Source organism: Dinoroseobacter sp. S375, from assembly GCF_049800775.1.
Lineage (GTDB): Bacteria > Pseudomonadota > Alphaproteobacteria > Rhodobacterales > Rhodobacteraceae > Dinoroseobacter.
This window is the reverse complement of sequence record NZ_JBNAFR010000008.1, coordinates 119,455-144,605: the sequence shown is the minus strand read 5'-3', so window position 1 is coordinate 144,605 and position 25,151 is coordinate 119,455. Positions and strand designations below refer to the sequence as shown.

The window sequence follows — 25,151 nt, the reverse complement described above, 5'->3', positions numbered from 1 at the left end:
AAAAAGGCTGACCTTCAAGCTTTTGAACTTGGTTTTGTGTTCGAATACCCGAGGCCTTCGATGACCTAAGCTCAATGGAAAAGCTTCTTCGATGTTACGTATTGCGCCGTAGCAAGATGCTGCTAGCGTCGAGTGGAGCCAGTTGGGGAACAGTCATGCGGTGGCTTTTTGTAATTTTGATTGCCTGTTCGTTCGGCGAGCAGGCTGCAGCGCAAGCGGTGGATCGGTGGTCCTACAGGGATGGCATTGCAACAATCTGCGGTAGTGGCGGTGCGCCGTGCCTCGAATTCATATGCACTGACGCTGGCGGTCTGCAGATGGAGACACAGCACCAAGCGTGGCGATCGATGCCTGCTGCGTTGCAAATGACCATGGGGCGCAGCGGAAGCTTCACTCTGACCCGATCCTCCGCATCCGATGCTTTGATCGTGGGACTGAACGACCCCGTCGGACGCGAGATCGTGTCGGCCATGCGTCAAGGCAGCGAGATGATGATCGGGGACGGCCGCCGCGGCTATCTCTTCAGTCTTCGCGGTAGTTCGGATGCATTGTCACAGTTGGATGGCCATTGCCGGATGCAAGCGTTTCGCACAGCAGGCGGCACCGCTTCCCCGGGCTCGGCTTCACTGCCGCCCGACCCCTTCAACGGGCGTTACCAGCGCTTCACGGACGAGGCGACGATGACGTTCCCCGATCCGGGCGATCCGTTCGACGTATTCCGACGTTACAACGACACCGATGTCCCCGGGTTCGACCTGCGATCGGGTCTCACCGATCCGTTGCTCGCGGGGATCTCGGAGCGGCAATGTGCGGCCCTGTGCCAGCTGACCGAGGATTGCACAATTTACACCTGGAACGGCCGCGACGGGAACATCTGCTTTTTGAAGTCGGGTGCCAACGGCGCCACCCGGTACCGTGGTGCCGTGTCCGGAGAACTGACGGAGGCGGTCAGACGCTTGCCTCCCCCACCGACGCGCGGCCCAGGTCCCATGGTGGACGAGTCCGTTGCCTGGCGGCCTGATGATACGCCCGAAACGCACGCTGCCCGCGTTCGTGCCGCCGCCGCGCCTCTGGGCCGGACCTGCGAGGCGGAGCGCGCAGATCTGCAACAGCTGGCTGAAAGGATCACCCTGGATGCCGGGACCGGTCTTGGCCGTGTCGGCCAGCCCATCGTTTTCAGTTACCGGGGCAATGATCTGATCGAACGTATCCCGGTCTGGGTGATGGCCGAGACGCCCGCCCCGGTCCGGTTCAAAGGTGAAGGCTTCTTCGCACTTGGCCCCGAGGCTCCCACCCCATTCGGGATCAAGGCCGGGCGGGGACAGAGCCGTGCGATGGTAGCGCTGTGGGCCCGCGGTGCCGGACATGCAGGCAAGATCGACATGATGCCTCTTCTGGCCGGTCCGACCCCGGTACGCCTATCCGTCGTCGCCTATCTGCGCGCCTGTCAGGAGGAGGTAGTGCTCAAGCAGGTGGACCGCGTGGTCGAGGTCACACCCGCTCCGCCCCGCTTGGTCGTCGGCACTCCCGCCAGCCGGGCGGACTTCACCCACACCATCAATGTCCCCAAGTTCGACCGTAGGATCGAGCTCAACGAGACGCGGTTCCGGATCACCGCAAGGGACGGGACGGAGATAGTCGAACGGGCTGGGGAGGACCTTGACCTCTCCTCAACGCTACGCTTTGTCGCCGTGAACCATGATGGTGAGCGTGAGGTGGTGGATATCGTCGACGGCCAAACGGTCGCACGCGCCCCTGCTTGGCAGACGGCTTGGGCGCCTGGCGATAGCTGGTTTCTCACGACGACCTCGCCTTATGGCGGAATGCATGTTCGAAGCCCGTTCGATAACAAGGTCGCCTTGGACGTCGGGATGACCGGCCCATCGTGCTGCGGCGCATTTGATGTATCGGACTTGCCTGATCGCACTGTCTTTGGGGACATCCGTATCGACCTCGAAAACGCTGTCCTGTCTATTGTCGGCCACGAAGTCGGAAGATCATTCCCAATGCAGGCCCCAAATTACCAAGGAGATGCTACCACCGAGAGTGGTTTAGGTCCGATGCAGCGAGGGGGACGCCGTGACTCCACGGCCATGCTCGACTTCATTACATTGAGCTCGATTGGGACAATATCTTCTATTTCTCCGTCCCGACGTCATCCGCTTAGAAACATCGAACGCGGCATTCAGTCTGGCGACCGATTTATTGGCGAGGGTGAAGAAAGACGTACCGCTACAATCTCGGACGTATTGGCAATTCGGTCCGGGGGTCGATTTGAATGGTCAAAGGTCGTCGCAAATCACGCGCAAAGCAAACAAATCCTGAGTACAGAACACTTTGGCAGGTTAGGGATGGCGTTTTCCGAGCAAACCGCGCCGTTGTTGAACTTGGATAACGAAACTTCCAGTTACCTATCAGCAGCTGTGCCGATTGAGAGGTCGTCAGCCATACGTTCTGCATTGGCAGTTGACTTTCGAAAATTTGGTATTCCGCTCATATGGGATATGGCAGAAGAAGAGTATGCAACCGAAAGTTGTTCTCATGTTGATTTTAGCGAGTTTTATGTCAATCAGAGGCAAAGCAATCGGGGCATTGTCTTGCCTGCGGCAATCTCAGGCGCTCAGAAATTCGAACGCGAAAATGAGGCACCGGTTTGGATTATTAGCTATACGTGCGAGTTTGGCGGGACATTTGGAGGGCTCGGCATGGTCGGCACGCTCCTGTTAATTGATTTGAGAAAAGCTCATCCGGCCAATGTTCTTGACATGATTGTTTATAGTAGCGAGCAAATTGCTGGGACATATTTGAATGACTGGCAATTTCATTCAACACCGTTCCGTGGTTATCTATCTGGAAACTACCTTACGCTTTTCTCAAGCCGTGTAGCTGGGATCATTGTGATCAACTTGGATGACAAGAGACCAGCCTTCGAGAAACGCAACCTTCCCTCCGGTGGACTTCTGCAAGACGCGTACCTGACCGAGGATTACCGCCACGTCGTGCAGGTCAACTCTGACGGCGGGCTGCACGTGCACCGTATTTCAGATGGCGAGACGGTGCTGCACGGCCGGATCGTGGAGGACGAGATCGCGGTCTGGACCGACGACTTCCATTTCGACGTCACCGCCGAGGCGGCGGCCGCCATTGACCTGCGCTTTCCCGGCCTGGACGGACAGTTCAGCCTGGATCGATTTGCCACCACCCGCCGTGTCCCGGGTTTGGCCTCTATGGCGCTGGCGGGCGAGGTGCCGCGCGCCCCTGCCCCACCAGTTCCCCCGATGCTCGAGGCAAAGATCGAGGCCGCGGGTGACAAGGTGCGGATATCCACGGCCTTGGACCCCAGGTATCCGGCAGAGGTAATCGAGGTCTATCAGGATGGTGTGCTGACCGACACAATCCCGGCCTCGGAGGCTGACCATCTCCTGTCCATCCCCCGGCTCCAGGGGGCACGGTGGGCGGCCGTCGTGGCGCGTGCTGCAGACGGGACCGCATCACGAGAGGTAACGGCCGATCTGGGCCCAGACGCGCGCGGCCGGGGACGGACAGCGGCACTATTGGTGGGCGTCGACGTTTACGAAGACCCCCGCCTTACAGACCTGAACTACGCAAAGGTCGATGTCGGCACTCTGATGCAGACGATGATGGCACCCCAAGTGGGGGCGGACGTGCCTGAATTGCTCGTGGATGCCGGTGCAACACCTGCGGCAATCCTATCGAAGCTCCAGGATACTGTCTCCGGACTAGGCCCCCAGGATCACGGCGTGCTGTTCTTCGCGGGCCATGGGCTGACAGGGCCGGACGGGGCGTTCTACTTCGCCACAGCCGGTACGGACCCGGACGATCCCGCTGGCACCGCGCTGGTTTGGTCCGAGGTCGCCGAGATCCTGGCAGATACGCAGGCGCGGATCACCATCCTATTGGACGCCTGCCATGCGGGGGCGGCTAACAGCGGAGTCTTCGCCTCCAACGACGATGCGGTCGCGGGGCTGTCTGCGATCCCGGCCAACGTCACCATCCTGGCCGCATCGAAGGGTCGCGAGGTCAGCACGGAGTCCGATGCGGTGGGCGGCGGCCTGTTTACCGCTGCCCTGTCCGAGGTGCTGGTTACCGAACGAGCTACGCACGACACGAATGGCAATGGACGGATTGAGACCACGGAGTTGTGGCGCGGCGTGCGCGATAGGGTGCGCGCGCTGTCGAATGGCGAACAGACGCCGTGGCTGACACGGACGCGAATGGTGGGGGATTATGCGCTCTTCTAAATTGATGCTCTCTTTGGCCTTGGCAGCAGTCACCGGTCCCGCTGAGGCGCAATGCGTTCTATGCGATACGGTGGTCGAAATGACCGAAGCGCATGCCGCCTGCTACCGGGCGAACTTCGACGACTTGATGGTCGCTTTGGAAAAGTCCCCGACCGGGTTCCACACAGTCAACTTGGCCGGGTGTGACGGAATGAGTAACGACGGAACGCGGGATTTTTCAGGGATGGGAACGATCGACGCGCCGGGCTCATCCGCGTCCCGGGTGAAGTCAGTCTACATTCTCGACCGATCCTCGGCCCGCTGCCTGCGGGACCTGATCGAAGCGCATGACGGCCCGTTCGATCCCAGAACGGTCTTTCGCCTGTCGGAGGCTTGCCCGGGTGGATGACGAGCCGCGCTTCTTGCGGATCAGCGTCGTCGCGTGGGACGGCATAGCTGGTCTTTGTGCCGTGATCGGTGTGACAGCATTGATCATCACGGGGTGGTTGGGTTTCCGCGAGTTGGACGCTCGGGCAGAGGCGGCTCGCGCGCAGGCGACGCTTGGCCTGCTCGACGTGTGGGAGACGCGGGGCTTCCGCCAGGCCCATGACGAATTGGCTGCCACCGTCGCCGCCGAGATTGCCGGGATGCCCGAGGACGCGCGCATCGCCGCGCGCACGGGCGGCGCTTATGCCGAGCGCTTTTACGAAATCGTTGCGACCGCGGTGCTGGAAGACCCGCGCGCCCGCAAACAATTCAACGATACTGTCTACTTCTTTGAACGCGCTCATCTCTGCGTTGAAGCCGACCTATGCGCCCGCGAGGAAACCGCTGCCTTTTTCGACAGCCTCAAAGAGGGTTTCGCCAAGACGTTCGCGGCGGAACTTGCACGACGGCGTGAGACCGATCCGGATTATGCGGAGGCATTGCAGGACTTTGCCATGTGAGAATAGAACGTTTCTGGTCGCGTAAGCTCGGCGCAGACGGTGCGTTCTCCCAGATCAGCCCGGTGGAACGGTCCGACCGTTGCGACGGAGGCCCACTGGTGTATTGGAACGCATCAGACGGCGAGTCACGGACTACAGAGGAAACCGTGCCGAAACCGACGCCATTACGGAGCCCGTCATTCATGCGCGGTGACCTGCTCCCCTTGGAGTCCGCTAATTTAGGTTAGCTCTGTTCAGTGTTTGGTCCTCTTCTGACCGTTTGTGATACTCCCGCGGGGTGAGGCCGTCGAGGATCGAGGGATACGGTGGCGAAAGAGTTCGCATGCCTGAGTAGTGTAGCGGGCCGGCAAACCGGCGTGGAGATTTACAACATTTTTTACAACATGCACCACAAGGCCCTGGCAAAGCCTTCAGAACAAGAAAGAAAATTTCGAACTACCTGTTCCATCCATCATGGGGGCGACGGAAAGACGCGCGTGGTGGTCGAGCTTGCTAGCCATGGCCCGCCTTACCAAGTCTGGGCGAACAGGTCGATACATGCGCTGCCATGGAATGACCTCTTTGAGCCCAAACTGTTTAGTGCTGCAACCGGTTCTAAGGGAGGTGATGCGCAGAAAGGGGGTTTTTGCAAGTTTGCAAAGTCGTTTCAGCCTTCGGAGTGTGCATGGCCAATGTAGAGCACTCTCTGGAAGATCGGTTTCAAACCCAAATCCAGAATTGACTCGTTTCGCACGAATGCTCCGGCGCTCCTTTCGCGTACTTCGATTTCTCTCGGATCGTTAACGGTAACACTTGAGCACGAGGATTGTTCAGCGTCTCGCTGTCCGGAGGGCCCGTTCCACATACACTTGGCGCTTAACACCCCAAAATTCCTATGCTTTTGACGCAAGTTGCCTTTTAGTGAGACAAGGGGATTGATCCTTGATAGCGTTACCGTGTGTCAACGGACGCGTTACTAAACCTAAATGTGCGAAATTCCGAACAATAGCTGTTAGTCTCGATTGTGTGCGGGACGTGAAGGAACTCTCAATATGTCCAAAAATGTTACGTTCATTGCCGCGTTGACCCTCGCTGCGTTCACATCCGCGCCTTTGGCGGCGGCTACCCTTACCGGAGAGACCGTCGGGATTGACTATATATTCGGTGCCGATGAGAACGCTGTTCTTGGTACTGCTGGCAATGGTGAATTTGTCGTCGGAACGGGTCAAGAGACAAACTTCTTTAGCTTAACCAATGTTGACGTAGGTGCAAATCAAGTAACGATCAGTCACCCGATTGGTGTATTCTGGGTTGATAGCGAACCCTTTAACGGCATACGCATCTCAGATGCACTTGGCGCTTTTGGCGACTTTCTGTCAGTTTCTCTAGCTTCGTCCGACTATGCTGCGCCAGTTCTCAGTTTTGATGCAGACAATTTGTATTTGAATTTTGCCGGTAGCGGAGCCGGCGTTGCAGGCGATCAGGTTGTTATTGACTTCACCGTAAGTGACGTGACCCCTGTTCCATTGCCAGCAGGTGGCCTTCTCCTTTTGTCGGGCCTCGGAGCCATAGCGGTCTTCAAGCGCCGGAAGAAAAGCGCCGCATAGGGCTGGGCCCTAAAGACCACCCCGGAACCAGACGTTCCAGCGCGTACGTTACTGCCCAAGGGGTGTCGGTAGGTTCCGATGCCCCTTTTGTTCGGAAGGTAAACCAATTGAAGTAGACATTGCCCCAGGAGTGGAGAAGCTCCGCGATGTCCGCGCTACAGTTCTTAAGCAGCGCGTGCCTTAGGTCCGCTACGGGATGGCTGCGGTCTTTGACCTGAAACAGGCGAAACTCCGCAAAGCTGCTGCTCTCTGAAAAATCAATTTCCTTTTCAAAGACTTGCCTGACCAAACAGACCTCTCTGATATAGCAAGTTACTCACACTGGGAAAATTCGCTCACTGATCCTGTCCATCCTCGGTGCCGCCGAGCGGACGCGCGCGGGAGGCACGCCGCGCAAGCTCTCTCGAGGGCGCTCCAACGCATGCACCTGCCTCGTCCGCTAGTTGGCCCTACGAGCGCGACGTAGGCCGTGGGCCGGCCTAGCGGGCAAGCGCGTCTTTCAGGGCTGGATAGAGCGCGTGGTAGCGGTCGTAGATCTCGTCATAGGCCGCAACCGCCTGGGGGTTCGGCTCGATCACGCGGCCCGGTTTGACCATGGCCGCGATCCCCTCATCGATGCTCGCGAAATAACCCGCCCCGTGGGCCGCGAGGATCGCTGAGCCGAGCGTCGGCCCGTCGGTGGAGGCCGGGATGCGCACGGGGATCCCGGCGGTATCCGCGTGGATCTGCATGAAGAGCTCGGAGTTTGTCGCCCCGCCCCCGGCCACCATCTCGCTGCCCTGATAGCCGCCCTTGGCAAAGGCTTCGAGGATCGCGCGGGTGCCCATGGAGATGCCCTCCATGATCGCGCGGAACACATGGTGGGGTTCATGGGCCAGGGTCAGCCCGGTGATCGCCCCGCGCGAGAGCGCATCCGTATAGGGCGTGCGGTTGCCCTGGAAGTGGTCCTGCACCACCAGACCCTCGGCCCCGGGCGGCAGGGCGGCGGCCTTGCGGTTCATCTCGTCGAAATCAAACTCACCGCCGACGAAGCGGCGCAGCCAGTTGATCACCGAGCCGGTAGAGGTCTGCCCCCCTTCGATGATGTAGCGGTCCGGATAGACAATATCCGCGTAAGCCCCCCACATGCCCGGCGCGTGAAACGGGGTCTCGGTGACGCCGAATTGCAGATGCGAGGAGCCGGTGATCAGGCAGAGTTGCCCGGGCTGTGCCACGCCGAGGCCGATCATCCCGATCAGCGCATCCGCGCCGCCCTGCACCAGTTTGGTCCGGGTGGTGAGCCCCAGCGCCTCGGCGGCGGCGGGGGTCAGCGGGCCCACGACCTCGCCCGGGGCGGCCACGCGCTCGGGCCATTTCTCGACCAGATCATCCATGCCGAGCGCGCTCACGAGGCTCGATGCCCAGCCGCCCTCGCGATTGGCATAGTGCCAGCGCAGGCCGACATTGTTCAGCGAGGCGCAGCGCTGCCCGGTCAGGCGCAGGGTGAGGTAGTCCTGATACTCGCAGATGGTCGCGGCGGCGTCATAGATCTCGGGCTCGTTGCGCTTGAGCCAGAGCGCCTTGGGGATCATCCATTCCGCCGAGACCGGCCCGGCCCCGTCCGAGTTCAGGCGCAGGCGCGGATCGCCGGTGGCGAGCACCGCCTCGGCCTCCTTGTCGGCGCGCACGTCCATCCACATGAGCGCAGGCCGCAGGGGCGCACCGGAGGCATCCAGCGCCACCACCGTGCAGCAGGTGGTCGCATAGGCCATCGCCTCGACCTGATCGCCGGAGATCCCGGCCTCGGCCAGGCTGGCGCGGGTGGCCACGCAGAGACTGGTCCACCAGTCCTCGGGGTTCTGCTCGGCCCGGGCGCCGGGTGAAAAGGTCGTCTCATAGGGCTCCGCATGGGAGCCGACGCAGGTGCCGTTCAGGTCATAGATGCGGACGCGCAGGCTTTCGGTGCCGCCATCGGCGGTCAAGACATAGGCCATACTCCCCTCCTCCCTTGGGTCGTCACTGGTGTCTCAGGATGCCGCGAGTATGGCGGCGACATCTGCGGTCGCGTCCCAATGCGGCATGTGCCCGGTCTCTACCATGTGGCAGGCGACATGGGGCGGCAAGTGAAAGGCGTGCGCGCGCGGGATGATGCGGTCGGCGAGCCCGAAGATCGCGGTGACGGGCATCTGCCCGGCCAGCGCGCGCAAGGGGCCCAGCGTGTCGATCCGCTGCGTATCGCCGCGCGCCATGGAGGTGGCGAGCCCGGACAGGCGCTGCCCGCGCAACTCCTGCGCCATGGCCGTCAGCGCGGCACTGTCCAGGGCGGCGGCCTTGGGACCGAGGAGCCGCATGAGATGGGCCAACTCGCCGGGACCGGGGGCCGCGGCCATGCTGGTCAGGAACCCGCCATGGATCTCCAACCCGCAGCCCGCCGGGGCCAGCAGGGTCAGTCGGGCCACCTGTCCGGGCTGGCGGCGGGCGGCTTCGGCAACCACATAGGCCCCCAGCGAATGGCCCAGCAGATGCACGGGTGCAGGCTGGCGGGCGAGGTCATCGGCCAGCCAGTCCACGAGATCTGCGACCGCCCCTGCCTCGACCGGGTTGCGGCCATGGCCCGGCAGGTCCGGCGCCGAGGAGCTGAGGCCGGCGCGCTGCAACTCTGCCCGCAGGGCCGCCCAGTTGGCCCCAAGCCCTGCATAACCATGAACGCAATAGACCGGTGCGGTTGCCCCGGCCTGCCGCGCGACGCGTTGGGCGGCGGGAGCGCCCGCGCCCGGGATCAGGGCGCGCACATCGCCCGCCTCGATCCGGCCGCGCCGTCCGGTGCCCGGGATCTGGTCAAGGTCGAGACCGCCCTCGCGCGCAAGGCGCCGGGCCAGCGGCGTGGCCCGCAGGCGCGCGGTGCCCGGGGCCGGCCCGGACGGCGGCGGCGTGTCAGGGGCCGGGGTCTGAGGCGCGGGCGCCGCCTCTGCCTCTGCCGGGTCCTCCCCATTGATCCCGTCCCAGGGATCCGCCGTCTCGATCTCGGCAATCGGCGTGCCGACCGAGACCACATCGCCCGGGGCCACGAGGGTTGCGAGCAAGGTGCCGTTCCCCAGCGCGGGGTATTCCACCATCGTCTTGTCGGTCTCGACCTCCAGCAGCGGATCGCCCCGCTTGAAGCTCTGGCCCGGGGCGACCAGCCATTCGGCGACCGTCGCCTCCTCCATCGTCTCGCCGAGGCGCGGCATGGGCAGGGCCAGCCTCGTGAACTCGCTCATCGAACCATCTTTCGCGCGGTCTCGACGATCAGCTCGGGCGTGGGAACAGAGTTCTGTTCCAACAGGGGCGAAACCGAGATCGGGATGTCCTCGCCTGCCACGCGGATCACGGGCTCTTCAAGGAAATCAAAGCATTCCTCCGTGATGCGCGCGACCAGTTCCGCCGCCACACCGCAGGTCATCACCCCTTCGGAAACGACCATGGCGCGGCCAGCCGCCTCGACCAGCGGGCGGATCGTGTCGAAATCCAGCGGGTTGAGCGTGCGCAGGTCAACGACGTTTGCCGCGATGCCGTGCTGGCTCAGCAAGGTCTCGGCGGCAGCCAGCGCATGATGGACCTGGCGCGAATAGGTGACGATCACCAGATCGCCGCCCGCGCGCAGGACCTGCGCCTGTCCCCAGGGGGCGGTCTCCTCCTCGGGGTCGAGCGCGCCCTTCATCGTGTAGAGACCCTTGTGTTCGATGAAGACCACCGGGTCGGGCTGCTGCAGGGATTGCCGCAAGAGGTGATAGGCATCGGCCACTGTCGCGGGCATGGCCAACCGCAGGCCCGGTGTGTGCATCACATACGCCTCGAGGCTCTGGCTATGCTGCGCCCCCGCCGAGCGCCCGGTTCCGCCCTGGGTGCGCAGGACCATGGGCACGCCGATCTGGCCGCCGAACATGTAGCGAATCTTGGCCGCCTGATTGGCGAGTTGATCCATCGTCATGCCGATGAAATCCACATACATCAGCTCGGCCACCGGGCGCAGGCCAGTCATCGCGGCCCCCACGGCGGTGCCGACAATCGCCGCCTCGGAGATCGGGGTGTCGATCACCCGGTCCGCGCCGAAGCTCTTGATCAGGTCCTTGGTCACGCCATAGGCGCCCCCATAGCGGCCCACTTCCTCGCCCATCAGGATCACGCTTTCATCGGCCTCCATCGCCTCGGAGAGAGCCAGCCGGAGGGCATCGCGATAGGTCGTCTCGATCTGCGCCATGGGACTACTCCTGCGCCAGAATGCGGTCGAGGCGGGTGCGCACGGGCTCCGGCTCGGGCTGCGAGGGGTCATAGACATCGCGGAACATGGAGGCCATCTGCGGCTCCTTCCCGGCGATGGCATAGTCAATCGAACCGTCCATCTCGGCGGCGATCCGGTCATCCAGCGCGTCGAGCTCGGTTTCGGTCATCTGACCTGTCGCGATCAGCTTTTCGCGGGCCTGCTGGACCGGGTCTTTCTGACGGCCCATCTCTTCCTCGGCGGCATCGCGATAGGGGGACTTGTCCTTGCGGGCATGGCCGTAGAACCGGTAGCAATCCACCGCGAGAAAGGCGGGCTTGCCCGCCCGCGCCCCGGCCATGAGCTCGGCGGCGGCCTCGGCCACATCTTCGACCGCGAGCCCGTCCACCGTCCGCGCCGCGAGGCCAAAGGCCTCGGCCCGCTCATGCAGGCGCGGATTGGCCGTGGCCTGATCGATCCGCGTGCCCATGCCGTATTGATTGTTGATGCAGACGAACATCACCGGCAGGGACCAGAGCGCGGCCATGTTCATGCTCTCGTACAGGATCCCCTGCCCGGTCGCGCCATCGCCGAAAAACGCGACCGAGACCTTGCCGCTTTTCTGTTGGCGTGCCGCGAGCCCCGCGCCAACCACGGCCGGGATGCCACCGCCGACAATGGCGTTCGCGCCGAGATGGCCGAGCCCCATATCGGCGATATGCATAGAGCCGCCCTTGCCCCGGCAATAGCCGCTCTCCTTGCCCGCAATCTCGGCCATCATCCCGTTGGGATCGGCCCCGCGCGCGAGGAAAATCCCGTGCCCCCGGTGGTGGGTGGTGAAGGTATCCCCCTCTTCCATGGCAGCGCACACGCCCACGGCGGTGCTTTCCTCGCCGATCGACAGATGCAGCATGGAGCCCGCGGACTGGCCGCGCACGAACAGCTCGCCCACGCGCTCTTCGAAGCTGCGCACCCGGCGCATCTCGGCATAGAGCTCTGGCAGCGTTGAGTTTTTCATGTCTGTCCTTTTCCCGGATCGCGTCAGATCAGCCCGTATTGCCGCGCCTTGTTGCGCAGGAAGGGCAAGCCGTTTTCCATGACCTCGGCCTCGCCCGAGGCCACGGGCCGCCAGACCGAGAGGCCAAAGGCGATCTCGGGGGGCATGTCGATGAAGCTTTCCATGGCGAGCCCACCCTTGAAGCCGACCGCGCGCAGGGCGGAATAGATCTCGTCCCAGGCGATGGTCCCGGCCCCGGGCGTGCCCCGGTCGGATTCCGATAGATGGATGTAGCGCAGGTGCTCGCGGGCATCGATGATGCCCTGGGCGATGCCCTTTTCCTCGATATTCATGTGGTAGGTGTCGAGATGGACGAACATGTTCTCGGCTCCGATCCGCTCGATCATCTCGACCGCCTGCCAGCCGGTGTTGAGCAGATGGGTCTCGTAGCGGTTCACCGGCTCGATCCCGAAAAGCAGCCCGAGGGATTTCGCATGGGCCGCCGCCCGGGTCAGCGCGTCGGCCACATTGTCGAGCTCGGCGGTGGTCGGCGGCTTGCCGGTCCGCTCGCCGATCCCACCATAGACGACCCCCGACAGCGCCTCGGAGCCCATGGCCGCCGCCTTGTCCAGCGCCTGGGTCAGGAACGCGACCGCGCCGTCCGGGTTGTGCGAGGCCCAGACCGCCTGCGGCAGGCCCAATGAGCAGACCGAGCGCATCTCGGCCGCCTCAAGCACCTGACGGCTGTGCTCGGCATCCACGCTGGGCGGGTCGAGCAAGGCGATCTCGAGAAAATCCATGCCATAGGACTGGGCCTTGGCCACCGCCTTTTCGCAGCCCGCCCGATCCCAGGACATGGTCCACATGCTGGTATGCACCCCGAAGCCTTCCATCACGCCTCCCCCTTTTCGCTTGCCGCGACGAGGCCCTTGGCCAGCCGCTCATCCACCAGAAGCTTTTTCACGAAGCCCGCCCGCAGCACCGCGATGGTGGCGGCGAGCTTGCCGAGACCGGCGGCGAGCAGCACGGTCTCCATACCAGCCATATCCGCGGGCTGGACACAGGGCGTGCAGCGGTTGAGCTCGATATCGGCCACCGTGCCATCGGCCTTGTAGAACACCCCGCAGCAATCCCCGACCACATCCGCATCGCGCAATTGCTGGATCTGCGCGGCGCTGAAGATGTCACTGTCAAAGAGGATCGCGCCCTCGCGGCATTCGCCGACGCTCATCAGCGCGTGGTCGGCCTTGCGCGCCACGTCCATGGCCTCGCGCACGAGGCGTTGGGACATGATCCCGGCGCAGGCCTCGGCGCTGTCGGTGACAAAGGGCGCGGGCATCAGGATGGCGCGCCCGCCGGTCTGGGCCGCGAGCCGCACGCAGACATCGCCGGGCGCCGTATGGGAGGCATAGGTGACCGAGCCCATGAGCGACACGAAGGTCAGCCCGGAATTGCGCACGCCGGTCAGGTTATCGGCCATCGACGACAGGGTCCGTCCCCAGCCGAGCCCGACCGTGGCCTGCCGGTCCGAGCCCGCGATCCGGGCGAGATAGCCGCTGGCCAGAATGGCGACGGCGTTGCGTGCGAGCGCCTCATCCTCGGTCTCGGCACCGATGGGTGCGACCTGCACCTCTTGCAGACCAAAGGCCGCGACCAGCCGATCCGCCAGCTCCAGCGTCCGCGAGGTGCGATGTTCGACCGCGATTCGAACCAATCCCTGCGCCCGTGCATCCGCCAGCATCCGCAGCACCTTGAAGCGCGAGATCCCGAGCCGTTTGCTGACCTCCTGCTGGCTGAGATTGCCAACGTAATAAAGCCACGCGGCTTGGGCGATGTCGTTATCCGCCTGACGTTTCTGCATCAACATGGGCGTTCCGGGGCCTCCCCGCGAGCTGCGACAAAATGGCTTGACCGAGGGTTTCGTGCTTATATAGTCACAAACGTGCAGTCAATGCACAAGTGTGATCCAAGCGCCCCGAGACATATGCCCGAGCATAGGCAGGCGTTTGATAAGTCACAGGTTTTTTTGCGCCGACGGGTCCCCCGCCGGACGGGAGAAGAACCCGCATCCGCGGGCTTAGGGAGGAAGAGATGAAGACCAAGATTACATTGCTGGCCAGTGCCGCATGCGCTTCGGCAGCCCTCATGGGGACACAGGTGGCCGCGGATGGTCATTCCAAGGACATTGCCACCGTGGTCAAGATCGCGGGCATCCAGTGGTTCAACCGGATGGAGGAAGGCGTCAAGAAATTCGCCGACGAATCCGGCATGAACGCCTTCCAGGTCGGGCCCGCCCAGGCCGACCCGCAGCAACAGGTCGCGCTGATCGAGGACATGATCGCCCAAGGCGTGGATGCGCTCGCGGTGGTTCCGATGTCGCCCGAGGCGCTGGAGCCCGTTCTGGGTCGCGCCATGGAAGCCGGCATTGCCGTGATCACGCACGAGGCCGCCGCCCAGCAGAACACGACCTATGACCTCGAAGCCTTCGTGAACGAGGATTTCGGCGCCAACCTGATGGAACAGCTCGCAACCTGCATGGGTGGCGAAGGGGAATATGCCGTCTTTGTCGGCTCGCTCACCTCGCAGACCCATAACCAGTGGGTCGATGGCGCGATTGCCCATCAGGAGGCGAATTATCCGAAAATGACCCTGGTCGGCGACAAGAACGAGACCTTCGACGACGCCGAGCAGGCCTATACCAAGGCCCAGGAAGTGCTGCGCGCCTTCCCGAACATCAAGGGCATGCAGGGCTCGGCCTCTACGGATGTGGCGGGCATCGGACGCTCCATCGAAGAGCGCGGGATGGAGGATGCGACCTGCGTCTTCGGCACCTCCCTGCCCTCGATCGCGGGCCAGTATCTGGAAACCGGCGCCGTGGATGGCATCGGCTTCTGGGATCCGGCCGTGGCTGGTGAGGCCATGAACAAGCTTGCCGTCATGGTGATGAATGGCGAGACGGTCACCGATGGCATGGATCTGGGCCTGCCGGGCTACGAGAACATCTCGCTCGACGGCAAGGTCATCTATGGCCAGGCCTGGGTGAATGTGGATGCGGGGAACATGGCGGACTACCCGTTCTGATCACTCCCGAGACGGGGCGGCCTTCGGGCCGCCCTGGCTTTTCAAGACATCCCTGATTGAAGTTGGCTGTTCATGTCCCCGACACGTGACACCGCGTATATTGACCTGCGCGCGATAACGAAACGCTACGCGGGGGTCACCGCGCTCGATTCCGTTGATTTTACCGTCCAACCCGGCGAAGCGGTCTGTCTGGCCGGCGAGAACGGATCCGGCAAATCGACCCTCATCAAGATCATCTCGGGCGTGGAGCCCGCCACCGAAGGCATGGTGCGCATCGCCGGCGAGGATCAGCCGGACCTGAACCCGCGGATCTCGGCGGCGGCGGGCGTGATGGTGATCTTTCAGGACTTCTCGCTCTTTCCGAACCTCAACGTGGCCGAGAACATCGCCTTTGCCACGCAACTGTCGACCCATGAGCGGTTCTTCAACCCGCGCGCCAGCCGCGAGATCGCCCGCAAGGCACTGGACCGGATCGGAGTCGAGATCGACCTCGACGCCCGGGTCGAGACCCTGCCCGTGGCGCAAAAACAGCTTGTCGCGATTTGTCGGGCGCTGGCCTCGCAGGCGCAACTGATCATCATGGACGAGCCGACCACCGCCCTGACCGAGAAGGAGGTGCGCCGCCTGCAGGGCATCATCCGGATGCTGAAGGACGAAGGCGTCGCCGTGATCTTTGTCAGCCACAAGCTGGCCGAAGTGCTGGAGGTGTCGGAGAAGGTCGTCGTGCTGCGCAACGGCAAGAAGGTGGCCGAGGGGCCCGCCTCGGATTTCGACACGCAATCGCTGGCCTATCACATGACCGGCCGCGACGTGCCCGAGGTGCCGCCCAGCGACCATGCCGCCGGGGCCGAGGCCCTGATGGAGGTACGCGGGTTGCGCAAGGAAGGCTCTTTCGAGGATATCAATTTCGAACTGCGCGCGGGCGAGGTTCTGGGCATCACCGGCCTTCTGGGCAGTGGGCGCACCTCGGTGGCCAAGGCGCTGTTCGGGCTGGTCGCGCCGGATGCGGGCACGATCACCGTCGACAATGCGGCCGTGCCCACGGGCGATCCGCAGGCGGCCTCCATGGCGCGGATCGGCTATGTGCCCGAGGACCGGCTGACGGAGGGGCTGTTCCTGAGCCAGTCGATCCTGCGCAATGTCGCCATCGGGCGGCTTGATGCCCATGTGAACAACGGTTTTCTGAATATGCGCAGCCTCGTGGACGAGGCTTCGGGCTGGCTCAAGCGGCTCAAGGTGAAGGCCCCGGATGTAACCGCACCGGTGCAGTCCCTGTCGGGTGGCAACCAGCAGCGCGTTGCGCTGGCGCGCTGGCTGTCGCGCGCGCCCCGGGTGCTGGTGCTGAACGGGCCGAGCGTGGGGGTGGATGTGGGCTCCAAGGCCGATATCCACGACATCATCCGCGATCTGGCCAGTCAGGGGATCGGGATCATCGTGATCTCGGATGACCTGCCGGAGCTGCTGGCCACCTGTCACCGTATCATCGTGATGCGCGACGGCCGGATCATCGACGCCCTGGACGGTCGCGTGGCCACCGAGGACGATCTGACACGCAGGTTGGCGTCATGAGCGACCTTCTCCCCAAGGATTTCTGGACCCGGAACGAGACCCTCGTCGCCGGGGTCATCGCCCTTTTCTGCATCATCGCGACCCTGTCGGATCCGCGCTTTTTCACCATCACCACGGTCTCGGACCTGCTGCGCGCCTCGATTGTCATCGGCATCCTCGCCGTGGGCGCGATGCTGGTGCTGGTCTCGGGCGGCATTGATGTGAGCTTCACGGCCATCGCGGTCTTTGCGATGTACGCATCCTCTGTGGTGTTCCTCGCGATCTGGCCCGAGGCGCCCTGGCCGTTGATCTTCGTGGTTTCGATCCTGTTCGGGGCCTTATTGGGCGCGATAAACGGGTTTTTCATCGCCTTTCTGGGCCTGCCCACGCTGATCGTGACCCTGGGCACCCTGTCGATCTTTCGCGGCTTCCTGCTGACCTTCGTGGGTTCGCAGCGGATCTCGGCCCTGCCCCCCTCCATGCGGGATTTCTCGCGCGGGGTGCTGGCGCGGGGCACCACGGAGGCCGGGAACTTCTACTCGATCCCCTGGTCGGTACTGGCCCTTCTGGCGGTGATCGTGCTGACCTGGTTCATCCTGCAAAAGACCATGCTGGGCCGGTCGATCTATGCCATTGGCGGCTCGGTCGAGAGCGCGCGGCGGATCGGCATCAACGTGAAATGGACGCAGTTCTTCGTCTATGTCTATGTCGGCGCGCTCGCGGGACTTGCGGGGATCATCCATGGCTCGGTCGGGCGCATGGCGGACCCGTTCTCGCTGGTGGGGCTGGAGCTGTCGGTGATCGCCGCCGTGGTTCTCGGAGGTGCGCGGCTGATCGGGGGCTACGGCACGCTGACGGGGACGCTGCTGGGCGTGGCGTTGATCGTGATCGTCCAGAACAGCCTGATTGTCATCGGCATTCCGACCACATGGCAATCGGTCACCATTGGTCTTCTGATCCTCTTGGGCACGGGCGTTCCCGCCTATCGCGCCAAGCGGGCCGCGGCACGGGCGGGGTAAGGATTTCATGAGCAAGCAAGCCTCCACTTCGACCTTCACCGCCGCGCCGGAATTCCGGCTACTGGTGATCGCGGTCTTCGTCTTCGGGCTGATGGCGGTGCTGTCGCCGGACCGGTTCCTGTCGTCGCAGAACCTGACCTCCATGGCGTTCCAGTTCCCGGAATTCGCCATCCTCGCATTGGCGATGACGCTGGCGATGATGACCGGCGGGATAGACCTGTCGGTGGTGGGGATCGCGAACCTCTCGGCGGTGATCGCGGCGTTGATCCTCACGCAATTCACCAGCCCCGAGATGGCCGCCGGGCAATCGGCGATCTGGCTGGCCATCGCGATCACGGCGGCGCTCTGTATCGGCGCCATTGCGGGGCTCGCCAATGGCTGCCTTGTGGCGTTTTTCGGCCTGCCCCCGATCCTCGCGACCCTGGGCTCGGGCCTCGTTTTCACGGGCTTTGCCATCGCCATGACCGGCGGTAGTGCTGTGATGGGCTTTCCGGGCACCGTGGCGCTGATCGGCAATGCGCAGGTCATGGGCGTGCCGGTGCCACTCATCCTCTTCGCGCTACTGGCGGTAATCCTGCACCTCATCCTGACGCGCACGGCCTTTGGCCTGCGGGTGACCATGTACGGGGCCAACCCGCTGGCGGCAATATATGCGGCGATCGACATCAACCGGATGCTCCTGAAGGTCTATGTGATCGCTGGGATGTTCGCCTCGATCGCCGGGCTGATCATCATGAGCCGGGCGAACTCGGCCAAGGCGGATTATGGCTCGTCCTACCTGCTGCTGGCGGTGCTGATCGCGGTGCTGGGCGGGGTGAACCCCTATGGCGGCTATGGAAGGGTGATCGGCGTGGTGCTCGCGGTGCTGTCCATGCAGTTCCTGTCGAGCGGGCTCAACATGCTGCAGGTCTCGAACTTCGCGCGCGAGCTGATCTGGGGCGCGCTTCTGATCCTCGTGATGGTGATCAACACCAACGCCCTGGCCACCCTGCGCAACAGCTTCGCCAAGGCTCCAAAATAAGCGAGACAGTCTGACCGGGAGGAGGACGACATGAAAAAGCTACTCAACCGACCCGAGGATTACGTGGACGAGATGCTGGCGGGCCTGACCGCTGCGCATCCGGAGTATTACCGGCTCCATGGCGAGAGCGGCAAGGTCGTCGCCCGCGCCACCCCCGGCAAGGCGGGCAAGGTCGGGATCGTGACCGGCGGCGGCTCGGGGCATCTGCCGGTCTTCACGGGCTATGTGGGCACCGGGCTTCTGGATGCCTGCGCGATTGGCGATGTCTTCGCCTCCCCCTCGGCCGAACAGATGGCTGATGCGATCCGGGCCGCCGATACCGGGGCGGGTGTGCTGCGGCTTTACGGGAATTACGGCGGCGACGTGATGAATTTCGACATGGCCGGGGAGCTGGTGGAGTTCGACGATATCGACTGCACGACGGTCCTCTTGGCCGATGACGTGGCCTCGGCCCCGCCCGAAGAGCGCGAGAAACGGCGCGGTGTGGCCGGCATGGTCTATGCGTTCAAGATGGCCGGGGCCGCCGCCGAGGCCGGGCAGGATCTGGCCGCGGTGACCGCCGTGGCCCAGAAGGCTGCCGATGCCTGCCGGTCCGTGGGCGCGGCCCTGTCGCCCTGCACGGTGCCGCAAGCGGGCAAGCCCACCTTCGAGATCGCCGAGGACGAGATGGAGATGGGCATGGGCATCCATGGCGAGCCCGGGGTCTGGCGCGGCAAGCTGCGCAGCGCCGACGAGGTCGCCTCCGAGATGATGGACCGCCTGCTGGCGGACATGCCGCTGGCCGAGGGGGACCGGGTCTCGATCATGGTCAACTCGCTCGGCGCGACCCCGCCCGAAGAGCTCTATATCCTCTACCGGATCGTCAAGGCGCGGCTCGACGCGGTGGGGGCCACCGTCGTGATGCCGCTCGTTGGGCGCTATGCCACCTCCATGGAGATGGCCGGGGTGTCCTTTACGCTCTGCAAGCTCGATGACGCGCTCGAGGCCCTGCTCACCGCGCCCTGTGACTGCGCGTTCTGGAGGGTGTGATGGCGATCACCCGCGAGACGCTTCTGGCGGCCATCGACCGGATCACCGCCGCGATGGAGCGGGATTTCGACATGCTTAACAGCGCCGATGGGGCGCTCGGGGATGGCGATCTGGGCGTGACCATGACCCGAGGGATGCGGGCGATCTCTGAGCGCAAGGAGGCGCTGCCCGAGGATCTGGGCATGGCGCTGCTGAGCTGTGCCAAGGCCTTCACGGAATCCTCCGGCTCCTCCTATGGCACGCTGATGGCCACGGGGCTGATGAGTGCGGCCAAGGCCCTGCGCGGCCAGACCGAGATCGCGCCCGAGGCCATGGCCGATCTGATCGCGGGCGCGCGCGACAAGATGCAGGAGCGTGGCAAGGCCGAACTTGGGGGCAAGACCGTGCTCGACAGCCTCGATGCGCTGGCCAAGGCCCTCGCCGAGGCCGCGCCGGGGGCGCGCGCGGCCGCTGCGTCCCGCGCCGTGGATGAGGCCCTCGACGCGTTTCGCGACAAACCCGCCACGGTCGGGCGGGCGCGGATCTTTGGCGAGAAGAGCATCGGGATGGACGATCCGGGGATGCTGGCCATGCACTCGGTGGTCAAGGCGGCGGTGGCCGTCGAATGAGCCCGCCGCCCTGCTCCATTCAGGTGTCTAAGCATTTGCCATACAACGCAAGATTGTAAAATTATCTAGACAGGAGGAACGCCCAAGACTGTTGACAGATTCCCTTACGTAAAGCGATCATGACCCCTCATGGAGCACGACCGACACACAGATCTCGGCGGGCTTTGATGAGACATTGGGAGGAAAATATGACTTACAAATCCTGTATTGCCGGGCTGCTGCTCGGAACCATGCTGACTGGCCCGACCCTGGCCCAGGACAACATGGAAAAACTCAGCAACATGCAGAAGACCGACGCGACCTTCACCTTCATCGATCAGGAAGGAGAACGCGCCACTGCGCTGACCAACATTCTGGAGCATATCAACGTGCCCGACGGGTTCGAGGTGAGCCTCTATGCCGTGGTGCCGGATGCACGTTCCATGTCCATGGCCCCGCAGGGCACGGTGCTTTTTGCCGGAACACGCAAGGACAAGGTCTGGGCGATCGTAGACCGCGACCGGGACCGGGTGGCCGATGAGGTCAAGGACTTCGCCCCCTCGGTGACCTTCGACATCCCGAACGGCCCCTGCTTCTCGCCGGACGGGTTCCTCTATATCGCCGAGCGCAACCGCATCCTCGTCTTCCCGGCGGCGGAGTTCTTCTTCGAGAGCCCGGATATCGCTGTCGGTACGGTCGTCGCTCAGGGCGAGCTGATCCCCGAGGAGGAAGAGAGCTTCAACCACTCGGCGCGGGTCTGCGATATCGGCCCGGATGGCAAGCTCTATGTCTCGCTTGGCCAGCCGCATAACGTGCAGCCCGTGGACAAGATCGAGCTCTATGACGAGATCGGCATCGGCGGGATCATCCGCATGAACACCGACGGGTCCGAGCGCGAGGTCTATACCCGCGGCGTGCGCAACTCCGTGGGGCAAGATTTCAACCCGGCCACGGGCGAGCTGTGGTGGACCGACAACCAGGTCGACGGCATGGGTGATGACATCCCGCCGGGCGAGCTGAACCGGCAGACCGAGGCGGGCCAGCATTTCGGCTTCCCCTGGACCAACAGCCGGGTCGAGATCATTTCGGAAAGCGATGCGCCCCGCCCCGAGGGCGTGAGCTTTGTCGAGCCGCAGCTTGAACTGACCGCCCATGCGGCGGATCTGGGCATGCGGTTCTACCATGACAGCAGCTATCCCGAGCAATATCACGGCGGCATCTTCTGGGCCCAGCATGGGTCCTGGAACCGGACCGAGCCCGTGGGCGCCCGGGTGATGTTCACGGCGCTGGATCCGGAAACCGGCGATGCGGTCGGGGCCGAGGTCTTTGCCGATGGCTGGCTCAATGAAGAGACCGGCGAGTATCGCGGACGTCCCATGGATATCGAGTTCCTGCCCGATGGCTCCATGCTGATCTCCGACGACTTCGCAGGCGCGATCTGGCGCATCGCCTATGTGGGCATGGCCGCTCAATGAGGCTTGTCGCCATCACTCTTCTCGGCGGGCTGATGCTCGCCGGGGGGACCCCGGTCTTCGCGGGCGACCCCGCCGCGGGCCGCAAGATTGCCAATATGTGCCGGACCTGTCACGGGGTGGATGGCTATGCGGCGATCCCGATCGCCCCACATATCGGCGGCGAGCCCAAGGAATATCTCGAAGCGCAGCTCATGGCCTTCAAGACCGGGGCGCGCGCCCATGAGATGATGAGCGTGGTGGCCTCCGGGCTTTCGGCGCAGCAGATTTCGGACGTGTCGGCCTGGTATGCGAACCACCGGGTCGTGGCCACCCTGCCCGAGGGGGTGAGCGCCGAACAGGCCCCGGCGGCCTGCGTGTCCTGCCATGGGGCGGATGGGATCTCGGTCCTGCTCGATGCGCCCAATCTGGCCGGCGAGGTGAACATCTATATCGATACGCAGCTCAAGGCCTTTCGCAGCGGCAAACGCCAGCATGAGATCATGACCGAGATTTCGGCGGATCTCAGCAATGAGGAAATCCGGGCCCTGGCGGAGTGGTACGCCAACATCACCTTGGACATCCAGCCCGCCGAATGACCCAAGGGGCCGGCCCTGACCAGGGCCTCCCCCCACCGCCTCAGATCAGACCGTCTTCGCCGCCATAATGGCGGTCCGGGTAATCCGCATGGAGCGCCTGATCCGCCGGGCTGAACCGGGGCCGCGCGAAGTTATGCTGGTGCCAATAGGGATAAAGCAGCGGCAGACGGCTCACATCGTTCAGCCGGGTCAGCTCCTCCTCCGACAGCACCAGATCCACCGCCCGGAAGTTCCGCTCGAACTGGTCCGCCATGCGTCCGCCCACCACGAGCGAGGCCACCGCCGGACGGGTCAGCAGCCAGGCAAGTGCGACCTGCGCGGCCTCGACGCCATGGGCCTCGCCGATCTCGGTCAGGGCATCGACAATCGTCCAGAGCCGTTCCATGTCGCGGATCGGCGGCTCGTCCCAGCCCTGCGCCTGCCGCGAGCCTTCGGCGAGCCCCGCGCCGCGCTGGTGCTTGCCCGACAAGAGCCCGGCAGCCAGGGGCGACCAGACCTGAACGCCGAGCCCTTGATCCACCGAGAGCGGTAGAAGCTCGTACTCCGCCTCCCGCGCTTCGAGCGTGTAGTGGATCTGCTGGGCGACAAAACGGCTGGCATGGCTGGGTGCTGCGGCGAGGGATTTCATCACCTGCCAGCCCGAATAGTTCGAGCACCCGGCATAGCGCACCTTGCCCTGCTGGATCAGCGTGTCGAGGGCGGCAAGTTTTTCCTCGACCGGGGTGAGGCCATCCCATTCATGCATGTAATAGAGGTCGATATGGTCCCGGCGCAGCCGCTTGAGCGAGCGCTCGCATTCCCGGATCAGGTGCCAGCGCGAGACCCCCTCGTCATTGGGCCCAGCGCCCATGGGCATCCGCGCTTTGGAGGTGACGAGCACGTCGTCATCGCGCCCGTTGAGGATCTCGCCAAGGATCTCTTCTGACAGGCCCGTGGAATACATGTTCGCGGTGTCGAACATGTTCACACCGTGATCGAGACAGGTGTCGACCAGCTTGCGCGCCTCGGGCACGCCCTGACTGGCGGTGCGCCCGAAGGCCCCCTGCCCGCCAAAGGTGAAGGTTCCCATGGTGATGACCGAGATCTTGAGCCCCGTCCGTCCGAGCATGCGGTATTGCATGGCGCGCCTCCCCTAGCTTGCCGTCTCTGTGTCATTGCTTGGCCCGTAACTCTGAAAGGCCACGAGCACTTCGGCGATCTCGGCCTCGCTCAGTAGTTGGGCCGCGCCGCCGATGCTGCTGAAGAGATAGGTCCGCGCGAGGGTTTCGAGCTCTTCGAGGCGCCAGCGGGCCTTCTCGATGGTCTCGCCCAGCACGGTCGCCCCATGATTGGCCATGAGGCAGGCGTGGCGATCGGCCATGATCTCGGCCATGTTCGCGCAGAGCTCCGGGCTGCCGAACAGCGCGTAATCCGCCAGCGGCACGTCATGGCCGCCAAAGGCCGCGATCATGTAGTGGCAGGGCGGGATCGCCCGGCGCTGCACCGCAAGCACGCTGCAATAGGGCGGATGGGCATGCAGGACCACGGGCATATCCGGACGGGCCTGGTGCATCCCCTGATGAAAAGGCCATTCCGAGGACGGTTTCGGCCCGGAGGCCGGAGGCAGATCCGCCAGCGGGATCGTCACCATCGCCTCGGGCGTCAGCTCTTCATAGGGCACACCCGAGGGGGTGATGAGGATGCCTTCCGCGATTCGGGCCGAGATATTGCCCGAGGTCCCCTGATTGAGGTGGCGGGCATTCATCCACAGGCAGGCATCGATCAGCGCCTGACGGGTCTCGGTCGTATCAGGCAGCGGGGCGGCGGGTGGTGGGGCGGGCGTCGGGCTCATGGGGTTCTCTCCAACAGGTCTTGGGCGATCCGGGTGCTGGTGGCGAGATGGGTGACAAAGCCACCGCGCAGGGCGGCGCGGGCCGGTTCTGCCCGGCCTGGGCCAGCCGCCACCAGCAGGGCCATGTCCTTGCCGCGCATCTGGTCGAGCGTGACGCCGATCATCCGCTCCTCGACCTCGGTCACCATGGGCGCGCCCGCCTGATCGATCAGCCGTCCGCAGATCACGCCCGTGGCGCCCTTGGAGCGGTAGCCCGCAATCGCCTCGGCACTCAGGATCCCGCTGCGCACCACATGGGCATCGCCATCACAGGTCCCGCAGGCCAGCACGGTCTTGTTGCAGCCCGCCAGCGCCTCGAGCTGGGACCGGACCACGGGCTCGTCGCACAGCGCATCGCGCAGGGCCTTGTTCGACAGGATCAGGGGCACATGCAGGTTGATGCACTGCCCCCCCAACCGCTGGGCCAGCATCGCCGTGCAGGTCTCGGCGGCAAAGCCAAGCGCGGCCGGGCGCGAGCCCAGAAGCTGGATCACCGTCAGATCGGGGATCGGATGGGGCGGCACCTTCTGCGCCATCTGATAGACCGTCGCCCCCCAAGAGACGCCCAGCCGGTCGCCGGGCTCCAGCAGGCGCGGCAGCCAATCGGCAGCGGCCTGGGTAACCCGGGCCGCGCCTTCGGGCTCGGCAGGGTCATCGGGAATGACCAACGCTTCGGCCAGACCGTAGACCGCGCAAAGCTCGGCGGCGAGCCTGTGGCCCCGAAACACGTCGCTGTCCAGATGCAGCCGCACCCAGCCCCGCGCTCGCGCCTCGTTGAGGTAGTTCACGACCGAGGCACGGCTGATCCGCATCCGCTCGGCGATCTCGGTCTGGTTCAGACCGTCATGGTAATAAAGCCAGGCCGCCTCGATGAAGGGCGCATCGTCCCGCGGCGCGAGCCGGGCGGGATCCGCCGCGCCGCGCGCCTTTGCCGGTGGAAGGGCCTGGGCCGGCAC

Annotated in this window: 21 protein-coding genes; 12 read left to right on the top strand and 9 right to left on the bottom strand. The window is 64.1% G+C overall.

The genetic code is table 11. The features are described 5' to 3' along the window. Positions 1 to 74: 74 nt before the first annotated feature. From ACP150_RS17010 to ACP150_RS16995, 4 genes are all read left to right on the top strand, one after another. Positions 75 to 4,262 carry a caspase family protein gene (locus ACP150_RS17010; protein WP_424967872.1) on the top strand — a complete coding sequence of 1,396 codons (4,188 nt, stop codon included), beginning with the start codon at positions 75 to 77 and terminating at the stop codon, positions 4,260 to 4,262. 79 nt (positions 4,263 to 4,341) lie between these two features. Beyond that, positions 4,342 to 4,650, top strand: coding sequence for a hypothetical protein (locus ACP150_RS17005; RefSeq protein ID WP_424967871.1), 309 nt, complete (start codon positions 4,342 to 4,344; stop codon positions 4,648 to 4,650). After that, on the top strand, positions 4,643 to 5,188 hold the full coding sequence (locus tag ACP150_RS17000; RefSeq protein WP_424967870.1) for a hypothetical protein: 546 nt from the start codon (positions 4,643 to 4,645) through the stop codon (positions 5,186 to 5,188). The genes ACP150_RS17005 and ACP150_RS17000 overlap by 8 nt, the downstream gene beginning before the upstream one ends. A 1,031-nt stretch (positions 5,189 to 6,219) precedes the next feature. Beyond that, complete coding sequence (locus tag ACP150_RS16995; RefSeq protein WP_424967869.1) at positions 6,220 to 6,774, top strand: VPLPA-CTERM sorting domain-containing protein; 555 nt, start codon at positions 6,220 to 6,222, stop codon at positions 6,772 to 6,774. 479 nt (positions 6,775 to 7,253) lie between these two features. Here the strand turns inward: ACP150_RS16995 and ACP150_RS16990 are convergent, their stop codons facing one another. The 6 genes from ACP150_RS16990 to ACP150_RS16965 are packed head-to-tail and all read right to left on the bottom strand — an operon-like array spanning position 7,254 to position 13,857. Continuing rightward, the gene (locus ACP150_RS16990; RefSeq protein WP_424967867.1) at positions 7,254 to 8,747 is read right to left on the bottom strand and encodes an FGGY-family carbohydrate kinase; all 1,494 of its coding nucleotides are present in this window, start codon (positions 8,745 to 8,747) and stop codon (positions 7,254 to 7,256) included. A gap of 33 nt (positions 8,748 to 8,780) precedes the next feature. After that, positions 8,781 to 10,013 carry an acetoin dehydrogenase dihydrolipoyllysine-residue acetyltransferase subunit gene (locus tag ACP150_RS16985; protein ID WP_424967866.1) on the bottom strand — a complete coding sequence of 411 codons (1,233 nt, stop codon included), beginning with the start codon at positions 10,011 to 10,013 and terminating at the stop codon, positions 8,781 to 8,783. Then, positions 10,010 to 10,993 (bottom strand): alpha-ketoacid dehydrogenase subunit beta, encoded by a 984-nt coding sequence (locus ACP150_RS16980; protein WP_424967865.1) that lies wholly within the window; start codon positions 10,991 to 10,993, stop codon positions 10,010 to 10,012. Before ACP150_RS16980 ends, ACP150_RS16985 begins: the two co-directional genes overlap by 4 nt. 4 nt (positions 10,994 to 10,997) lie before the next feature. Continuing rightward, the gene (locus ACP150_RS16975; RefSeq protein WP_424967864.1) at positions 10,998 to 12,011 is read right to left on the bottom strand and encodes a thiamine pyrophosphate-dependent dehydrogenase E1 component subunit alpha; all 1,014 of its coding nucleotides are present in this window, start codon (positions 12,009 to 12,011) and stop codon (positions 10,998 to 11,000) included. Between the two features lie 23 nt (positions 12,012 to 12,034). Next, positions 12,035 to 12,883, bottom strand: a complete 849-nt coding sequence (locus tag ACP150_RS16970) for a sugar phosphate isomerase/epimerase family protein (protein ID WP_424967863.1) — start codon at positions 12,881 to 12,883, stop codon at positions 12,035 to 12,037. Next, a complete protein-coding gene (locus tag ACP150_RS16965; protein WP_424967862.1) occupies positions 12,883 to 13,857 on the bottom strand; it encodes a sugar-binding transcriptional regulator in 975 nt (324 codons plus the stop codon). Before ACP150_RS16965 ends, ACP150_RS16970 begins: the two co-directional genes overlap by 1 nt. A gap of 224 nt (positions 13,858 to 14,081) precedes the next feature. Here ACP150_RS16965 and ACP150_RS16960 point away from each other — a divergent pair, with 224 nt between their 5' ends. From ACP150_RS16960 to ACP150_RS16925, 8 genes are all read left to right on the top strand, one after another. Further along, positions 14,082 to 15,071, top strand: a complete 990-nt coding sequence (locus tag ACP150_RS16960) for an autoinducer 2 ABC transporter substrate-binding protein (protein ID WP_424967861.1) — start codon at positions 14,082 to 14,084, stop codon at positions 15,069 to 15,071. A 72-nt stretch (positions 15,072 to 15,143) separates the two neighbouring features. After that, complete coding sequence (locus ACP150_RS16955; protein ID WP_424967860.1) at positions 15,144 to 16,640, top strand: sugar ABC transporter ATP-binding protein; 1,497 nt, start codon at positions 15,144 to 15,146, stop codon at positions 16,638 to 16,640. Further along, on the top strand, positions 16,637 to 17,638 hold the full coding sequence (locus ACP150_RS16950; protein WP_424967859.1) for an ABC transporter permease: 1,002 nt from the start codon (positions 16,637 to 16,639) through the stop codon (positions 17,636 to 17,638). Before ACP150_RS16955 ends, ACP150_RS16950 begins: the two co-directional genes overlap by 4 nt. A gap of 7 nt (positions 17,639 to 17,645) precedes the next feature. Beyond that, the gene (locus ACP150_RS16945) at positions 17,646 to 18,659 is read left to right on the top strand and encodes an ABC transporter permease (RefSeq protein WP_424967858.1); all 1,014 of its coding nucleotides are present in this window, start codon (positions 17,646 to 17,648) and stop codon (positions 18,657 to 18,659) included. Positions 18,660 to 18,689: 30 nt separating this feature from the next. After that, complete coding sequence (locus ACP150_RS16940; protein WP_424967857.1) at positions 18,690 to 19,688, top strand: dihydroxyacetone kinase subunit DhaK; 999 nt, start codon at positions 18,690 to 18,692, stop codon at positions 19,686 to 19,688. Beyond that, positions 19,688 to 20,296 (top strand): dihydroxyacetone kinase subunit L, encoded by a 609-nt coding sequence (locus ACP150_RS16935; protein WP_424967856.1) that lies wholly within the window; start codon positions 19,688 to 19,690, stop codon positions 20,294 to 20,296. Before ACP150_RS16940 ends, ACP150_RS16935 begins: the two co-directional genes overlap by 1 nt. Positions 20,297 to 20,484: 188 nt before the next feature. Beyond that, complete coding sequence (locus tag ACP150_RS16930; RefSeq protein ID WP_424967855.1) at positions 20,485 to 21,750, top strand: PQQ-dependent sugar dehydrogenase; 1,266 nt, start codon at positions 20,485 to 20,487, stop codon at positions 21,748 to 21,750. Further along, on the top strand, positions 21,747 to 22,325 hold the full coding sequence (locus tag ACP150_RS16925; protein WP_424967854.1) for a c-type cytochrome: 579 nt from the start codon (positions 21,747 to 21,749) through the stop codon (positions 22,323 to 22,325). The genes ACP150_RS16930 and ACP150_RS16925 overlap by 4 nt, the downstream gene beginning before the upstream one ends. A 40-nt stretch (positions 22,326 to 22,365) precedes the next feature. Here ACP150_RS16925 and ACP150_RS16920 read toward each other — a convergent pair whose 3' ends face one another. From ACP150_RS16920 to ACP150_RS16910, 3 genes are read right to left on the bottom strand one after another with little or no spacing between them, the layout of a single operon-like run. Beyond that, complete coding sequence (locus ACP150_RS16920) at positions 22,366 to 23,445, bottom strand: aldo/keto reductase (protein ID WP_424967853.1); 1,080 nt, start codon at positions 23,443 to 23,445, stop codon at positions 22,366 to 22,368. Between the two features lie 12 nt (positions 23,446 to 23,457). Then, positions 23,458 to 24,156, bottom strand: a complete 699-nt coding sequence (locus ACP150_RS16915; protein ID WP_424967852.1) for a class II aldolase/adducin family protein — start codon at positions 24,154 to 24,156, stop codon at positions 23,458 to 23,460. Continuing rightward, on the bottom strand, positions 24,153 to 25,151 hold the full coding sequence (locus ACP150_RS16910) for a sugar-binding transcriptional regulator (protein ID WP_424967851.1): 999 nt from the start codon (positions 25,149 to 25,151) through the stop codon (positions 24,153 to 24,155). Before ACP150_RS16910 ends, ACP150_RS16915 begins: the two co-directional genes overlap by 4 nt.

Bases quoted from the DNA above. Each gene is read 5' to 3' on its own strand.
- ACP150_RS16930 (WP_424967855.1), top strand. From the start codon at position 20,485: ATGACTTACAAATCCTGTATTGCCGGGCTGCTGCTCGGAACCATGCTG.
- ACP150_RS17005 (WP_424967871.1), top strand. From the start codon at position 4,342: ATGACCGAAGCGCATGCCGCCTGCTACCGGGCGAACTTCGACGACTTG.
- ACP150_RS16965 (WP_424967862.1), bottom strand. From the start codon at position 13,857: ATGTTGATGCAGAAACGTCAGGCGGATAACGACATCGCCCAAGCCGCG.
- ACP150_RS16995 (WP_424967869.1), top strand. From the start codon at position 6,220: ATGTCCAAAAATGTTACGTTCATTGCCGCGTTGACCCTCGCTGCGTTC.
- ACP150_RS16915 (WP_424967852.1), bottom strand. From the start codon at position 24,156: ATGAGCCCGACGCCCGCCCCACCACCCGCCGCCCCGCTGCCTGATACG.
- ACP150_RS16940 (WP_424967857.1), top strand. From the start codon at position 18,690: ATGAAAAAGCTACTCAACCGACCCGAGGATTACGTGGACGAGATGCTG.
- ACP150_RS16970 (WP_424967863.1), bottom strand. From the start codon at position 12,883: ATGGAAGGCTTCGGGGTGCATACCAGCATGTGGACCATGTCCTGGGAT.
- ACP150_RS17010 (WP_424967872.1), top strand. From the start codon at position 75: ATGGAAAAGCTTCTTCGATGTTACGTATTGCGCCGTAGCAAGATGCTG.
- ACP150_RS16935 (WP_424967856.1), top strand. From the start codon at position 19,688: ATGGCGATCACCCGCGAGACGCTTCTGGCGGCCATCGACCGGATCACC.
- ACP150_RS16955 (WP_424967860.1), top strand. From the start codon at position 15,144: ATGTCCCCGACACGTGACACCGCGTATATTGACCTGCGCGCGATAACG.
- ACP150_RS16925 (WP_424967854.1), top strand. From the start codon at position 21,747: ATGAGGCTTGTCGCCATCACTCTTCTCGGCGGGCTGATGCTCGCCGGG.
- ACP150_RS16945 (WP_424967858.1), top strand. From the start codon at position 17,646: ATGAGCAAGCAAGCCTCCACTTCGACCTTCACCGCCGCGCCGGAATTC.
- ACP150_RS16985 (WP_424967866.1), bottom strand. From the start codon at position 10,013: ATGAGCGAGTTCACGAGGCTGGCCCTGCCCATGCCGCGCCTCGGCGAG.
- ACP150_RS16975 (WP_424967864.1), bottom strand. From the start codon at position 12,011: ATGAAAAACTCAACGCTGCCAGAGCTCTATGCCGAGATGCGCCGGGTG.
- ACP150_RS16980 (WP_424967865.1), bottom strand. From the start codon at position 10,993: ATGGCGCAGATCGAGACGACCTATCGCGATGCCCTCCGGCTGGCTCTC.
- ACP150_RS16920 (WP_424967853.1), bottom strand. From the start codon at position 23,445: ATGCAATACCGCATGCTCGGACGGACGGGGCTCAAGATCTCGGTCATC.
- ACP150_RS16960 (WP_424967861.1), top strand. From the start codon at position 14,082: ATGAAGACCAAGATTACATTGCTGGCCAGTGCCGCATGCGCTTCGGCA.
- ACP150_RS16990 (WP_424967867.1), bottom strand. From the start codon at position 8,747: ATGGCCTATGTCTTGACCGCCGATGGCGGCACCGAAAGCCTGCGCGTC.
- ACP150_RS16950 (WP_424967859.1), top strand. From the start codon at position 16,637: ATGAGCGACCTTCTCCCCAAGGATTTCTGGACCCGGAACGAGACCCTC.